15 protein-coding genes are annotated in these 14,797 nt (G+C 60.9%); 8 read left to right on the top strand and 7 right to left on the bottom strand.

What is annotated here, in order from left to right; genetic code table 11:
• Positions 1-90: 90 nt before the first annotated feature.
• Positions 91-762 (top strand): DUF3313 domain-containing protein, encoded by a 672-nt coding sequence (locus ACUXAC_RS24430; RefSeq protein WP_038872629.1) that lies wholly within the window; start codon positions 91-93, stop codon positions 760-762.
• Between the two features lie 61 nt (positions 763-823).
• Here ACUXAC_RS24430 and cysE read toward each other — a convergent pair whose 3' ends face one another.
• The 5 genes from cysE to ACUXAC_RS24455 all read right to left on the bottom strand — a co-directional run bounded on the left by cysE (position 824) and on the right by ACUXAC_RS24455 (position 4,007).
• Entirely contained in the window at positions 824-1,645 is an 822-nt protein-coding gene (cysE, locus tag ACUXAC_RS24435) for a serine O-acetyltransferase (protein ID WP_004931135.1), read from the bottom strand.
• A 103-nt stretch (positions 1,646-1,748) separates the two neighbouring features.
• The gene (gene gpsA / locus ACUXAC_RS24440) at positions 1,749-2,768 is read right to left on the bottom strand and encodes an NAD(P)H-dependent glycerol-3-phosphate dehydrogenase (protein ID WP_038872626.1); all 1,020 of its coding nucleotides are present in this window, start codon (positions 2,766-2,768) and stop codon (positions 1,749-1,751) included.
• Entirely contained in the window at positions 2,768-3,238 is a 471-nt protein-coding gene (gene secB / locus ACUXAC_RS24445; RefSeq protein WP_025304678.1) for a protein-export chaperone SecB, read from the bottom strand. The genes gpsA and secB overlap by 1 nt, the downstream gene beginning before the upstream one ends.
• Positions 3,239-3,295: 57 nt before the next feature.
• A complete protein-coding gene (grxC, locus tag ACUXAC_RS24450) occupies positions 3,296-3,544 on the bottom strand; it encodes a glutaredoxin 3 (RefSeq protein WP_004931142.1) in 249 nt (82 codons plus the stop codon).
• 28 nt (positions 3,545-3,572) lie between these two features.
• Positions 3,573-4,007 carry a rhodanese-like domain-containing protein gene (locus ACUXAC_RS24455; protein ID WP_038872623.1) on the bottom strand — a complete coding sequence of 145 codons (435 nt, stop codon included), beginning with the start codon at positions 4,005-4,007 and terminating at the stop codon, positions 3,573-3,575.
• Positions 4,008-4,304: 297 nt separating this feature from the next.
• Between ACUXAC_RS24455 and gpmM the strand changes: the two genes are divergently transcribed.
• The 3 genes from gpmM to ACUXAC_RS24470 are packed head-to-tail and all read left to right on the top strand — an operon-like array spanning position 4,305 to position 8,149.
• Positions 4,305-5,849, top strand: a complete 1,545-nt coding sequence (gpmM, locus tag ACUXAC_RS24460) for a 2,3-bisphosphoglycerate-independent phosphoglycerate mutase (protein ID WP_387445483.1) — start codon at positions 4,305-4,307, stop codon at positions 5,847-5,849.
• Positions 5,850-5,858: 9 nt separating this feature from the next.
• Positions 5,859-7,193 (top strand): murein hydrolase activator EnvC, encoded by a 1,335-nt coding sequence (gene envC / locus ACUXAC_RS24465; protein WP_049201812.1) that lies wholly within the window; start codon positions 5,859-5,861, stop codon positions 7,191-7,193.
• Between the two features lie 2 nt (positions 7,194-7,195).
• Positions 7,196-8,149 carry a divergent polysaccharide deacetylase family protein gene (locus ACUXAC_RS24470; protein WP_047573306.1) on the top strand — a complete coding sequence of 318 codons (954 nt, stop codon included), beginning with the start codon at positions 7,196-7,198 and terminating at the stop codon, positions 8,147-8,149.
• Between the two features lie 41 nt (positions 8,150-8,190).
• On the opposite strand, the gene tdh is transcribed toward ACUXAC_RS24470, so the two are convergent.
• The gene (tdh, locus tag ACUXAC_RS24475) at positions 8,191-9,216 is read right to left on the bottom strand and encodes an L-threonine 3-dehydrogenase (RefSeq protein WP_025304682.1); all 1,026 of its coding nucleotides are present in this window, start codon (positions 9,214-9,216) and stop codon (positions 8,191-8,193) included.
• A 9-nt stretch (positions 9,217-9,225) separates the two neighbouring features.
• A complete protein-coding gene (gene kbl, locus ACUXAC_RS24480; protein WP_004931154.1) occupies positions 9,226-10,422 on the bottom strand; it encodes a glycine C-acetyltransferase in 1,197 nt (398 codons plus the stop codon).
• A gap of 239 nt (positions 10,423-10,661) precedes the next feature.
• Between kbl and rfaD the strand changes: the two genes are divergently transcribed.
• Genes rfaD through ACUXAC_RS24500 form a run of 4 tightly spaced genes read left to right on the top strand, consistent with a single transcriptional unit; the run spans position 10,662 to position 14,791 of the window.
• Entirely contained in the window at positions 10,662-11,591 is a 930-nt protein-coding gene (gene rfaD, locus ACUXAC_RS24485) for an ADP-glyceromanno-heptose 6-epimerase (RefSeq protein WP_047729609.1), read from the top strand.
• Between the two features lie 22 nt (positions 11,592-11,613).
• On the top strand, positions 11,614-12,660 hold the full coding sequence (rfaF, locus tag ACUXAC_RS24490) for an ADP-heptose--LPS heptosyltransferase RfaF (RefSeq protein WP_047729608.1): 1,047 nt from the start codon (positions 11,614-11,616) through the stop codon (positions 12,658-12,660).
• 2 nt (positions 12,661-12,662) lie between these two features.
• Positions 12,663-13,628, top strand: a complete 966-nt coding sequence (gene rfaC / locus ACUXAC_RS24495; RefSeq protein ID WP_047729607.1) for a lipopolysaccharide heptosyltransferase RfaC — start codon at positions 12,663-12,665, stop codon at positions 13,626-13,628.
• On the top strand, positions 13,625-14,791 hold the full coding sequence (locus ACUXAC_RS24500; protein ID WP_060441455.1) for a glycosyltransferase: 1,167 nt from the start codon (positions 13,625-13,627) through the stop codon (positions 14,789-14,791). The genes rfaC and ACUXAC_RS24500 overlap by 4 nt, the downstream gene beginning before the upstream one ends.
• Positions 14,792-14,797: the final 6 nt, after the last annotated feature.

Here is a 14,797-nt window from a genome sequence, read left to right on the forward strand (position 1 = left end):
AGGGCACGCCCGGCCCCGAAAATGCCCGATGAGGCACAGATAATGCGCTATGTTTTGTAAGGGTAATCACCACTCATCATAGGAAACCATATGAAGAAACAACGCTTGAGCGTTGCCATGGCGGTTCTGGCAGCGGGCCTGTTGCTGGCGGGCTGTTCGTCCAAAGTCACCCAAACGTCTCAATATTCGGGCTTCTTGTCCGATTACAGCAAACTGCAGGAAACCACCTCGCCAAGCGGCCATAAAACGCTGCGCTGGATAGATCCAAACTACAAGGAATCCAACTACCGCGGCCTCTATTTCCAACCGGTGGTCTATTTCCCGGCGGAAAAACCGACCACGCGCGTCAGCCAGGACACGCTGAACAAAATCAAGGCGTATGCGACCCAGCGGATTAAAGCCGCGCTGCAGAACCGCTTCACCATTCTGCCCAGCCCGGCAGGCTCACGTGTGTTAGTAGCCAAACTCGCCATCACCGCCGTTTCTGCCGAAAACGAAGACATGAAGTTCTATGAGGTGGTACCGGTCGCGGCGGTCGTTGCCAGCACCATGGCGGCGACCGGGCACCGGACGCAAAATACCGCGCTGTATATCGAAGGCGAGCTGATCGACCAGGATACCGGTAAAACGGTGATGGAAGTGGTACGCAAGGCTTACGGCAAAACCGTCAACAACGACAGCACGCCGGTCACGGCGGATGACGTCAAGGCGGCGATCGACGACATCGTTACCGATATCACCAACTTCCCGAAACAGGGCTGACCGCCGCCTGAAAAACACAGGGGGAGCCGAAGCTCCCCCTGAATGGCTGCGCAGACGGCACTCAAATGCCGTCGCCGTACTCAAAGCCGTGATTGGTGCCGTTGAAGTATTGGTCCATATCCATCGACGGCGTATCGCTCTCCGGACGCCCGACGATGCGCGCCGGTACGCCGGCGGCGGTGGTGTGCGGCGGTATCGCCTGCAAGACCACCGAGCCCGCTCCGATCTTCGCGCCCTTGCCCACTTCGATATTGCCGAGAATTTTGGCGCCGGCGCCAATCATCACCCCTTCGCGAATTTTCGGGTGACGATCGCCGCTGGTTTTACCGGTACCGCCCAGGGTGACCGACTGCAGGATAGAGACGTTGTTCTCCACCACCGCCGTTTCACCGATCACGATGCCGGTGGCGTGGTCGAGCATGATGCCGCAGCCGATGGTCGCCGCCGGGTGGATGTCCACGCCGAAGGCGACGGAAATTTGATTTTGCAGGTAGATAGCCAGCGCTTGCCGCCCTTGCTGCCACAGCCAGTGACCGATACGGTAAGCCTGCAGCGCATGGAACCCTTTCAGGTAAAGCAGCGGCGTGGAATATTTATCGACCGCCGGGTCGCGCAGCCGCACCGCAAGGATATCGCGCGCCGCCGAAACGATCATCTGGTTGTCGGACTTGTAGGCCTCTTCCACCACCTCGCGCACCGCGATGGCGGGCATGATCGGCGTCGCCAGCTTGTTGGCCAGCATATAGCTGAGCGCGCTGCCCAGGTTCTCGTGCTTGAGCAACGTCGCATGGAAAAAGCTGGCCAGCATCGGTTCACAATCAGCCAGTGCTCGCGCTTCTGATTTAATGCTGTTCCAGACCTGCTCCAACTCTTCTGACGACATCACATTCCCCTCTGCCTTGCCAAACGGGCCGCTTCACACGGTAGCGCGAAGCGGCCCAGGTCATTTGCGGGGTCAGCACGCTGCCCCGGCATATCGTTTTATGTCACGCGCTGGGTTTTTCGTCCTTTCGGGCTCGCCCCAGCAGGCTCAGCGCCGCTTCGCGGGCGTCTTTATGGCAGTAAAGCACCTGATAAATCTGTTCGGTGATCGGCATTTCCACGCCGTGCCGCTGCGCCAGCGCCAACACCTCTTTGGTATTTCGATAGCCCTCGACCACCTGGCCGATGCTGTCCTGCGCTTCCTGCACGCCTTTGCCCTGCCCCAGCATAATGCCGAAGCGGCGGTTGCGCGATTGGTTGTCCGTGCAGGTTAGCACCAGATCCCCCAGCCCCGCCATGCCCATGAACGTCGAAGGATCGGCGCCGAGCGCAGAACCCAGACGGCTCATTTCCGCCAGCCCGCGTGTAATCAACGCAGTGCGGGCGTTGGCGCCGAAACCGATGCCGTCGGACATGCCGGCGCCGATGGCGATCACGTTCTTCACCGCGCCGCCAAGCTGCACGCCGATGAAGTCGGGATTGCTATAGACACGGAAGCTCTTGCCGCAGTGCAGCAGCTGTTGCAGATCGTCGGCGAACTGCGCATCGGTCGCCGCCAGCGCGATCGCCGTCGGCAGGCCGGCAGCCAGCTCTTTGGCGAACGTCGGCCCGGAGAGCACCGCCAGCGGGATCGTCTCGCCCAACGCCTCACGCGCCACGTCCTGCAGCAACCGACCGGTTTCCGCTTCCAGCCCCTTGGTGGCCCACACGATACGGGCGTCCGGGCGCAGATGCGGCTTCAGCTGGCGCAGCACGTCGCCGAACACGTGGCTCGGCACCACCACCAGCACGTCGCGGCTGGCCGCCAGCGCACGCGCCAAATCGGCTTCAAGCAGCAGGGTGTCGGGGAAGGGAACGTCGGGCAGAAACGCCTGATTGCAGCGATCTTGCTGCAACGTTTGAATTTGCGCGGGGTTGTGCCCCCACAGCACCACGGAGTGGCCGTTACGCGCCAGCGTAATGGCCAATGCGGTGCCGTACGAGCCGGCACCGATGACAGTCATTGAAGCATTGACGGTGTTCATCAGGCATCCTGATGTGGTGCGGCACCTTCGCCTTCCGCCTGCTGCTGCAGATAGTTCATGAACAGCGCGTCAAAGTTGACCGGTGCCAGGTTCAGCTGCGGGAATGTACCGCGGGAAACCAGGCTGGTGATGCACTCGCGCGCATACGGGAACAGGATGTTCGGGCAGTATGCACCCAGGCAATGCGCCAGCTGCGTGCCTTCGATGCCTGCTACCGAGAAGATGCCCGCCTGTTGCACTTCGCACAGGAACGCAGTTTCTTCGCCCAGGCTCGCCGTCACGGTTACGCGCAGTACCACTTCATACACTTCGTCAGCCAGCTGGCTGGACGCGGTATCCAGATCAAGTTTAACTTCCGGCTGCCATTCCTGCTGGAAAACCTGCGGCGCGTTCGGCGCTTCGAAGGAGATGTCCTTGGTATAAATACGTTGGATCTGGAAAGCCATTTCGGTGCTGTTTTGTTCTGACATGTGAGTAATACCCTTGGTTAAACGTCCTTATTGACACTCGGTGAACCGGCAAGCTGCTTAAAGCAGCGGATCCAGGCCGCCGCGAGCATCGAGTTCATATAAATCATCGCAGCCGCCGATATGCCGGCCGTCGATGAAAATCTGCGGCACCGTGGTGCGCCCGCTGCGCTCGATCATCACTTCGCGCTTGGCGTTATCGCCGTCGATGGCGATCTCGTTAAACGCCGCGCCCTTGCTGTTCAACAGCGCCTTGGCGCGATGGCAGAACGGACAGGTCGCTTTGGTGTAGATATCAATGTTAGCCATGGATTGCCACCTCAAATAGGTTAAACGGTTACTTACCGCGCACCAGCGGCAGGTTTTCTCCGCTCCAGCCGGAAATGCCGTCTTTCAGCATAGTTACCTTTTCAAAACCGGCCTTGCTCAGGTTCTCCGCCGGCTCGCGGGAGGCGGTGCCGTTGGCGCACACGACGATGATCGGCTGCGCTTTGTGTTTTTCCAGCTCGCCCAGGCTGCCGTTTTTGATTTCGCTGGCGGTCAGGTTGATGGCGTTGGCCAGGTGACCACGGCGGAAATCGTCGCGGCTGCGGGTGTCGACCACCACGGCTTCTTCTTTGTTGATCAGGCGAATAGCTTCACCGCGGGCGATCTCTTTAACCTTGGAGAAACGGCTTTTGAAGGTCATGACGATCACGGCGACCAGCAGAGCGATCCAAGCCAGGCTCAGAATAGGGTGTCTGCTTACGAATGGCATAATTTCTTGCAGCATGGGGTGTAACAACTCCCGTCAGTTAAGGGATAAATAAGTCAAGGTTCCAGAGTATACCTGCCGAGTGCGGCAAATACAGCCAATAAGCAAGCGCGATTGTAGAAACTGCGGGCTGCGCTGAGAAATTCCCGACGTCAGAGCATAAAAGCCCGCGCGATTCGCCGCAACCTTGATCTCTTTGGGCTATTTATCGCCGCCGGCGGTGTAAAATCAGCCGGTTTTTCGAGGGTGAATAGCCATGCCTGCGGCGGGCGCATGGCTATTCGCAGCTTAAAAAGTTCATAAGAGGTCAATGCAATGTCGAGCAACAAAAAACCGATGGTACTGGTGATCCTGGACGGTTACGGCCATCGTGAAGAGCGGCAGGACAACGCGATCCTGAACGCCGGCACCCCGGTGATGGATCGCCTGTGGCGGGAGCAGCCGCATACGCTGATCGCCGCTTCCGGGCTGGATGTCGGCCTGCCCGACGGCCAAATGGGCAACTCCGAAGTCGGCCACGTCAATCTGGGTGCCGGGCGCATCGTGTACCAGGATCTGACCCGGCTGGACAAAGCGATCGCCGACGGCGACTTCTTCGCCAACCCGGTGCTGACCGCCGCCGTCGATAAGGCCGTAGCGGCCGACAAGGCGGTGCATATCATGGGCCTGCTGTCGCCGGGCGGCGTGCACAGCCACGACGAGCACATCCTGGCCATGATCAAGCTAGCCGCCCAACGCGGCGCCAAAGCCGTTTATCTGCATGCCTTCCTCGACGGGCGCGACACGCCGCCGCGCAGCGCCGAAGCCCCGCTGCAACGCTGCCGTGACGCCTTCGCCGCGTTGGGCGTCGGGCGCATCGCCTCGCTGATCGGCCGCTACTACGCGATGGACCGCGACAACCGCTGGGATCGCGTGCAGCTGGCCTATGACCTGCTGACCGCGGCCAAAGGCGACGCCGTGGCCGAGGATGCGATGGCCGGCCTGCAGGCCGCTTATCAGCGCGGTGAAAACGACGAGTTCGTCAGACCGACCGTGATCCGCACCGCCGGTGAGGCTGATGCCGCAATGCAGGACGGCGACGCGTTGATCTTCATGAACTTCCGCGCCGACCGCGCGCGCCAGATCACCCGCGCCTTCGTGAACGCGGATTTCGACGGTTTCCCACGCGCCAAGCAGGTACAGTTCGGCGATTTCGTGATGCTGACCGAATACGCCGCCGACATCGCGACCGCCTGCGCCTATCCGCCGGCGTCGCTGGCCAACACCTTCGGCGAATGGCTGATGAAGCACGACAAAACCCAGCTGCGCATCTCGGAAACCGAAAAATACGCCCACGTCACCTTCTTCTATAACGGCGGCGTGGAAGCGCCGTTCAAAGGGGAAGACCGCGTGCTGGTCAATTCGCCGAAGGTCGCCACCTACGATCTGCAGCCGGAGATGAGCGCCGCCGAGCTGACCGACAAACTGCTGAGCGCCATCCGCAGCGGCAAATACGACGCCATTATCTGCAACTACCCGAACGGCGACATGGTGGGGCATACCGGCGTGTATGAAGCAGCGGTCAAAGCGGTGGAGACGCTGGATGCCTGCATCGCCCAGGTGGTTGACGCGGTGCGCGACGTCGACGGCCAGCTGCTGATCACCGCCGATCACGGCAACGCCGAGCAGATGCGCGATCCGGCCACCGGCCAGGCGCATACCGCCCACACCAGCCTGCCGGTACCGCTGATTTACGTCGGCAAACCGGCGCGGGCGGTCGAAGGCGGCAAGCTTTCGGACATCGCGCCAACCCTGTTAACGCTGATGGGAATGGAAATCCCGCAAGAGATGACTGGTAAGCCGCTGTTCATCGTGGAATAATCCTTCTCCATGAGGGAGAAGGCGTTTTTTGCACTATCAAGGGTAACCCGAAGCGCAAACGCAGGCAGCCGACCGCTGCCTGAACGCACCGCGCCAAGGACGTTCACCGCCATGTGCGCCAGCGTATTTTGCGCTGGCGTCTTGCTGTTGCCGCTCGCCGGCCAGGCGGCGGAAGACAATAAATCCCAGCTGAAAGACATCCAGCAGAGCATCGCCGAGAAAGAAAAAGCGGTGAAGCAGCAGCAACAGCAGCGCAGCTCGCTGCAGGATCAGCTGCGTCAGCAGGAAAAAACCATCGCCCAGGCCAGCCGCCAGTTGCGCGACACCCAGGGCACGCTCACCCAGCTGGGCAAAGACATTTCCGGCCTGAACGCCTCGATAGCCAAACTGCAAAAGCAGCAATCGACCCAACAAAACCTCCTCGCCAAACAGCTCGACGCCGCTTTCCGGCAAGGGCAGCACAGCGCCGTGCAGCTGATCCTCAGCGGTGAAGAAAGCCAGCGCAGCGAACGTATTCTGGCCTATTTCGGCTATCTGAACGAAGCGCGTCAGAAAACCATCGAAGAGCTGAAGCAGACCCGCGCCGAGCTGGCGAAGCAAAAAACCACGCTGGTGGCCAAACAGGGCCAGCAAAAATCCTTACTGGGCGAGCAACAGACGCAGCAGCAGAAGCTGGAGCAGGCGCGTGGCGCCCGCAAGAAAACGCTGACCGCGCTGGAAGCCTCGCTGGAAAAAGACCAACAACGCCTGGTGGAACTGCGCCAGAACGAAGCCCGCATGCGCGACAAGATCGCTCGGGCGGAGCGCGAAGCCCGTGCGCGCGCCGAACGCGAAGCGCGTGAAGCGGCCAAGGTGCGCGAACAGGTGCGCATCAAGGAGCAGCAGGCGAAGAAAACCGGCACGACCTACAAACCTAGCGAAGCCGATCGCTCGCTGATGGCGCGAACCGGCGGCCTCGGTCGTCCGGCCGGCCAGCTGATGTGGCCGGTGCGCGGCCGCACGCTGCACGGCTTTGGCGAACAGCAGCAGGGCGAGCTACGCTGGAAAGGCATGGTGATCGAAGCCCGCGAAGGCAGCGAAGTGAAAGCCGTCGCCGATGGCCGCGTGCTGCTGGCCGACTGGCTGCAAGGCTATGGCCTGATGGTGGTGGTCGAACACGGTAAAGGCGACATGAGCGTGTACGGCTACAACCAAAGCGCGTTGGTCAACGTCGGGGCGCAGGTGCGCGCCGGCCAGCCGATCGCTCTGGTCGGCACCAGCGGCGGCCAGGGAACGCCGTCGCTCTATTTCGAAATCCGTCGTCAGGGACAGGCGGTTAACCCACTGCCGTGGTTGGGAAGATAGATTTGCGCTATGTCAAAACCCGAACAGCTCTGTTAATAGGCTGTCTGCTGCAGGTTTACGCTGCGCAGGCAGGAAAACTCTCCATCGTCATCGATGACGTGGGCTACCGCCCTCACGAAGAAAACGCGGTGCTGCAAATGCCGACGGCGATCTCGGTCGCGGTGTTGCCCAACGCGCCGCATGCCCGCCTGATGGCCACCCGCGCCCACAGCCAGGGCCGCGAAGTCTTGATCCACATGCCGATGGCGCCGCTCAGCAAGCAGCCGCTGGAGCGCGATACCCTGCAGCCTTCCATGAGCAGCGACGAGATCCAGCGCATCATCCGCAATGCGGTGAACAACGTGCCCTACGCGGTCGGCATGAACAACCACATGGGCAGCGCCATGACCTCCAGCCTGCCGGGCATGCAGAAAGTGATGCAGGCGCTCGAAAGCTACCGCCTGTACTTCCTCGACAGCATGACCATCGGCAGCAGCCAGGCGACCCGCGCCGCGGCCGGCACCGGCGTGAAAGTGATCAAACGCAAGGTGTTTCTCGACGATACCGCGAACGAAGCCGACATCCGCCGCCAGTTCAACCGTGCGGTCGAATTGGCGCGGCGCAACGGCTCCGCCATCGCCATCGGCCACCCGCGCCCGGCGACGGTAAAGGTGCTGCAGCAGATGCTGCCATCGCTGCCCGCCGATATCGTGCTGGTCAAACCGAGCGCGCTGCTGAACGAACCGCAGGGCAACGCTGGCGGCAGCTACGTCCCGCCGCCGGTCAAACCGCAAAAACCGCAGCCGAAGAACCCGTTCAGCGGCGGCATCAAGCAGTGCAAGGTCAAACCGCCGAAGGAAAAAACCAACGCCGGTACCGCACTGGGCATCATCGCCGACAGCATCGCCAGCTCGCCGCCGGTGACCTTCATCAAGCGTCATTGGCAGCACTGGACGCAAGCCAAACCGCAAGCATAAAAAAAGGGCCGGAATTCCGGCCCTTTTCACGTTTGCCGGGATCAATCCCAGCTCAGCACCACTTTACCCGACTTGCCGGAGCGCATGGCGTCGAAGCCCTGCTGGAACTCGTCGATCGAGAAGCGGTGGGTGATGATCGGGGTCAAATCCAAGCCGGACTGGATCAGCGCCGCCATCTTGTACCAGGTTTCGAACATTTCGCGGCCGTAAATCCCTTTGATAAACAGCCCTTTGAAGATAACCTGGTTCCAGTCGATCGACATGTCCGAAGGCGGAATGCCCAGCATGGCGATACGCCCGCCGTGGTTCATCGCATTGAGCAGCGTGCGGAACGCCGGCGGCGCGCCGGACATTTCCAGACCGACGTCGAACCCTTCGGTCATGCCCAGCTCGGCCATCACGTCGTTGAGGTTTTCCTTGCTGACGTTCACCGCGCGGGTCACGCCCATCTTGCGCGCCAGTTCCAGACGGTATTCGTTAACGTCGGTGATCACCACATGACGGGCGCCGACGTGTTTGCACACCGCCGCCGCCATGATGCCGATCGGGCCTGCGCCGGAGACCAGCACGTCTTCACCGACCAGATCGAACGACAGCGCGGTGTGCACCGCATTGCCGAACGGATCGAAGATCGAAGCCAGTTCGTCGGAGATGTTATCCGGGATCTTGAAGGCGTTGAACGCCGGGATCACCAGGTATTCCGCGAAGCTGCCCGGACGGTTCACGCCCACGCCGACGGTGTTGCGGCACAGGTGCGTGCGGCCGCCGCGGCAGTTGCGGCAGTGGCCGCAGGTGATATGGCCTTCGCCGGACACGCGATCGCCAATGCTGAAACCTTTGACTTCCTGACCGATCGCCACCACTTCGCCCACGTATTCATGGCCGACCACCATCGGAACCGGAATGGTTTTTTGCGACCACTCGTCCCAATTGTAGATATGCACATCGGTGCCGCAGATCGCGGTTTTGCGGATTTTGATCATGATGTCGTTGTGGCCCAGCTCCGGCTGAGGCACGTCGGTCATCCAAATCCCTTCTTCCGCTTTCAGTTTTGACAGTGCTTTCATGGTTTTACCTTATGCAATAACGCCAAGATCCTTACCGATACGTGTAAACGCCGCCACTGCGCGTTCGATTTGCTCCGGGGTGTGGTCGGCGGACATCTGGGTGCGGATGCGCGCCTGGCCTTTCGGCACCACCGGATAGAAGAAACCGGTCACATAGATGCCTTCCTTGAGCAACGCATTGGCGAATTCCTGCGCCAGCTTCGCCTCACCCAGCATGACCGGGATGATGGCGTGATCGGCACCGGCCAATGTGAAGCCGGCGGCGGTCATTTTTTCGCGGAACAGACGCGCGTTGGCCCACAGGCGATCGCGCAGGGCGTCGCCCTCTTCCAGCAGTTCCAGCACTTTGATCGACGCGGCGACGATCGCCGGCGCCAGCGAGTTGGAGAACAGGTACGGGCGCGAACGCTGGCGCAGCCACTCCACCACTTCTTTCTTGGCGGCGGTGTAGCCGCCGGACGCGCCGCCCAGCGCTTTGCCTAACGTACCGGTAATGATATCGACGCGGCCCATCACTTCGCAGTATTCATGGGTGCCACGCCCGTTGGCGCCGACAAAGCCCACCGCGTGGGAGTCATCCACCATCACCAGCGCCTGATACTCGTCCGCCAGATCGCAGACCCCTTTCAGGTTGGCGATCACGCCGTCCATCGAGAATACGCCGTCGGTGGCGATCAGGATGTGACGCGCGCCGTCGGCTTTGGCCTGCTTCAGCTGTGCGGCCAGCTCGGTCATGTCGTTATTGGCGTAGCGATAGCGCTTGGCCTTGCACAGGCGCACGCCGTCGATGATCGACGCGTGGTTCAGCGCATCGGAGATAATGGCGTCTTCCGGGCCCAGCAGGGTTTCGAACAGCCCGCCGTTGGCGTCGAAGCAGGAGGAGTACAGGATCGCGTCCTCCATGCCCAAGAAAGCCGCCAGTTTCTGTTCCAGCTGCTTGTGGCTGTCCTGGGTGCCGCAGATGAAGCGCACCGACGCCATGCCGAAACCGTGGCTGTCCATTCCCGACTTGGCGGCGGCGATCAGCGCCGGATGATTGGCCAAACCCAGGTAGTTATTGGCGCAGAAGTTGATCACATGGCTGCCGTCGGCAACGGCGATATCCGCCTGTTGCGCGGAGGTGATGATGCGTTCTTCCTTGAACAGCCCTTCACTGCGAGTGGCGGCAAGCTGTTGTTCCAACTGCTGATAAAAAGACGCTGACATTCGGTTATCTCCAGGATTGGGCTATTTGCGGCATATTTTACTGATTTGTAACCAAACTGACGAGAATGCGCGGGAGAGAATATTAAAATTGCAGCAGATATCACGGCAAAAGGCGGGCTTCAATGGCAATGCGGGATATTCGGAGCCCTTCCGCTGTTTGCCGCGGCATGAAATGCTATGATAACCGCCATTGAGCGTGGGGCATTGTGCTCCACCAGCAGCTTAGCAGGGGTAACCCAATGATTATCGTCACAGGCGGCGCCGGCATGATCGGCAGCAACATCATTAAGGCACTGAACGACAAGGGATATCGCGATATCCTGGTGGTGGATAACCTGAAAGACGGCACCAAGTTCGTCAACCTGGTCGATCTGGACATCGCTGACTATATCGATAAAGAAGACTTTGTCGCCAGCATCGTGGCCGGCGACGATCTGGGCGATATCGAAGCGGTCTTCCACGAAGGCGCCTGCTCCGCGACCACCGAGTGGGACGGCAAGTACATGATGGACAATAACTATCAGTACTCCAAAGACCTGCTGCACTACTGCCTGGATCGCGAAATCCCGTTCCTGTACGCCTCCTCCGCCGCCACTTACGGCGGCCGCGAAGAGTTCATCGAAGAGCGGGAGTATGAAGCGCCGCTCAACGTGTACGGCTACTCCAAATTCCTGTTCGACCAGTACGTGCGCGAGATTCTGCCGGAAGCGGACTCGCAGATCTGCGGCTTCCGCTACTTCAACGTTTACGGCCCGCGCGAAGGCCACAAAGGCAGCATGGCCAGCGTCGCCTTCCACCTGAATACCCAGATCAACCGCGGCGAAAACCCGAAGCTGTTCGCCGGCAGCGAAAACTTCAAGCGTGACTTCATCTACGTCGGCGACGTAGCGGCGGTTAACCTGTGGTTCTGGGAAACCGGCAAATCCGGCATCTTCAACTGCGGCACCGGCCGGGCGGAAACCTTCCAGGCGGTGGCCGACGCGGTGGTGGACTTCCACCAGAAGGGCGCGGTGGAATACATCGAGTTCCCGGAGAAGCTGAAGGGCCGCTATCAGGCTTACACCCAGGCCGATCTGACCAAGCTGCGCGCCGCCGGCTACGACGCACCGTTCAAAACGGTCGCCGAAGGCGTGAAAGAGTACATGGCCTGGTTGAACCGCACCGCATAAGCTGAAGGAATTAACGCTGGGTATGAAAATACTGGTTATCGGCCCTTCTTGGGTTGGCGACATGATGATGTCGCAAAGTCTCTATCGCACCCTGAAGGCCGAATACCCGTCGGCGGAGATCGATGTGATGGCGCCGGCCTGGTGCCGCCCGCTGCTGGCGCGCATGCCGGAAGTCAATCAGGCGCTGGCGATGCCGCTGGGCCACGGCGCGCTGGGGCTCGGCGAGCGTCGCCGCCTGGGGCGGGCCCTGCGCGCCAACCGTTACGATCGCGCTTACGTTCTACCCAACTCGTTCAAATCCGCGCTGGTGCCTTTCTTTGCCGATATCCCGCAGCGTACCGGCTGGCGGGGCGAAATGCGTTACGGCCTGCTGAACGACGTCCGCGTGCTCGACAAGGCGGCCTTCCCGCTGATGGTGCAGCGCTACGTGGCGCTGGCCTATGATAAAGGCCGCATTCAGCGCGCCGACGATCTGCCGCAGCCGCTGCTGTGGCCGCAGCTGCAGGTGAGCGACGAAGAAATCGCCGACACCACCGCAGCGTTCAACCTGACCGGCAGCCGACCGATCGTCGGCTTCTGCCCGGGCGCAGAGTTCGGCCCCGCCAAACGCTGGCCGCACTATCACTACGCGGCACTGGCTCAGCGGCTGATCGAGAGCGGCTATCAAATAGCGCTGTTCGGTTCGGCGAAAGACCACGAGGCCGGCGAACAGATCCGCGCCGCGCTGCAGGAAGACGCGCGCGATTTCTGCCTTAACCTGGCCGGAAAAACCCAGCTGGAGCAGGCGGTGATCCTGATCGCGGCCTGCCGGGCAGTGGTCAGCAACGACTCGGGCTTAATGCACGTTGCCGCAGCGTTGAACAAACCGCTGATAGCCTTGTACGGCCCAAGCAGCCCCGACTTCACGCCGCCGCTCTCCGACAAGGCGCGGGTCATTCGCTTGATCAGCGGCTACCACAAGGTGCGTAAGGGCGATGCCGAGCAGGGGTACCACCAAAGTTTGATCGATATTCAGCCGCAGCAAGTGTTGGACGCGCTGACGCCGTTACTTGTCGCCAGCGAGGAATAGTCATGCAGGTGTTAATCGTAAAAACCTCCTCGATGGGGGACGTGCTGCATACGCTGCCCGCCCTGACCGACGCGCTGCAGGCCATTCCCGATATCCGCTTCGACTGGGTAGTGGAAGAAGGCTTCAGCCAAATCCCCACCTGGCACCCGGCGGTGGATCGCGTGATCCCGGTGGCCATTCGCCGCTGGCGCAAGAACTGGTTCGGCAACGACACCCGGCAACAGCGCTGCGACTTCAAGCGCGCGCTGCAAGAACGCCGTTACGACGTGGTGATCGACGCTCAGGGCCTGATCAAAAGCGCCGCGCTGATCACGCGCATCGCCAAAGGCAACAAACATGGCCCGGACTGCAAGAGCGCGCGCGAGCCGTTCGCCAGCTGGTTCTACAACGTGCGCCATGAGATAGACAAACAGCAGCACGCGGTGGAACGCACCCGTGAGCTGTTCGCCAAAAGCCTCGGTTACGACAAACCGGGCAGCTACGGCGATTACGCCATCGCCGCGCGCTTTCTCAGCCGCCCGCCGGCCGATGCCGGGCAGTATTTGGTGTTTCTGCACGCGACGACGCGTGACGACAAGCACTGGCCGGAGCAGAACTGGCGCGAGCTGATCGCGCTGACGGCCGACAGCGGGCTGAAGATCAAACTGCCGTGGGGCGCAGAGCATGAACATCAGCGCGCGCTGCGGTTGGCGGAAGGTTTTTCACATGTCGAAGTGCTGCCGAAGCTCAGCCTGCAGCAGGTGGCCGAGGTGCTGGCCGGCGCCAAGGGCGTGGTCTCGGTCGACACCGGGCTCAGCCATTTGACCGCCGCGCTCGACAAACCCAACATCACGCTGTTCGGGCCGACCGATCCCGGCCTGATCGGCGGCTACGGGCAAAATCAGCACTCGCTGATTTCGCCGGAAAAAAGCATGGCGACAATCGACGCCGATACGGCATGGCAGGCGTTGCAAAAGGTTATAGCATGAAAAAACTGCATATTATCAACCTGGGTAAAATGGGCGGCGTCGAACGCCTGTTCCTGCAGTACATCAACGATACCACCGACGGCAGCAACCAGGTCTTGTGCATCAGCGGCGACATTGGCGAAGAGATCCGCCGCCAGCTGCCTGCGCATCAGCCCGTCACCTTCGCCAACCGCCTGATCAATGCGCTGCCGTTACGCTGCCCGCAGTTCCTGCGCAAATTTTTGCTGAAGTGGAAAATCGAGCGGGCGAACGCCGACGTGGTGATCGTCTGGGACCTGGTGCCGGGGCTGGCGGCCAAACCCAAACGCGGCAAACTGGTTTACTACGATCACGGCTGCTCCTGGCGTTACCCCAAGAATAAAAAGACGCTGAGTTTCTTCGCCATGCTGGACGGCGTCATTTCCGCCTCGCACGCGTCGAAGCGGGTGATGGAGCTGCGTTTTAATCTGCCTTGCCCAAATCACGTGGTGATCAACCGCATCAAGACGCCGGCGGGGATCGACACTGCGCCGAAAACGCTGTCGCAGCCGGTCAGGATCGGCACCGCTTCACGCCTGGTCAGCCTGAAAGGCATCAGCGTTTCATTATTAATGATGCAGGAACTGCTGCGGCGCGGGCATGACGTCACGCTGGAAGTGGCCGGCAAAGGGCCGGATCGCGCGGCGTTCGAGGCGCTGGCGGCCCGGCTTCAGCTCGGCGACCGCGTCACCTTCAGCGGTTATCAGGATGACGTCGCCGGCTTCTTCAATCGCACGCACATCTACATGAGCACGCCGATCACCGAGCCGTTCGGCTTGTCCTGCATGGAATCGCTCTATTTCGGCGTGCCGGTCATTTTCCCGCAGGTTGACGGCCAGCCGGAAGCGGTCAAGGACGGCGTCTGCGGCATTGGCCTGACGCCGTCGGTCACCGTCGAACAACACCGGCAGCTCACCAATATCGAGGTCGACTTCCCGCATGAGGTCTACGATCCGTTGACCGACAGCCTGGTCGCGCCCAAGCTGCTGTCGCATCTCGACTGTGCGGATGCGGTTGAGAAATTGCTGGCGCGCGAAACCTACCAGACTCTGAGCCGAAATGCGCAGCGCTATCCTGCGGAACATTTCAACTATGCTCAGTTCAAAGCTGAGTTCGACGACACGCTGCGATCCTTTATCGCTTAATTGAAA

Source organism: Serratia sp. 121840015-1, assembly GCF_053627655.1.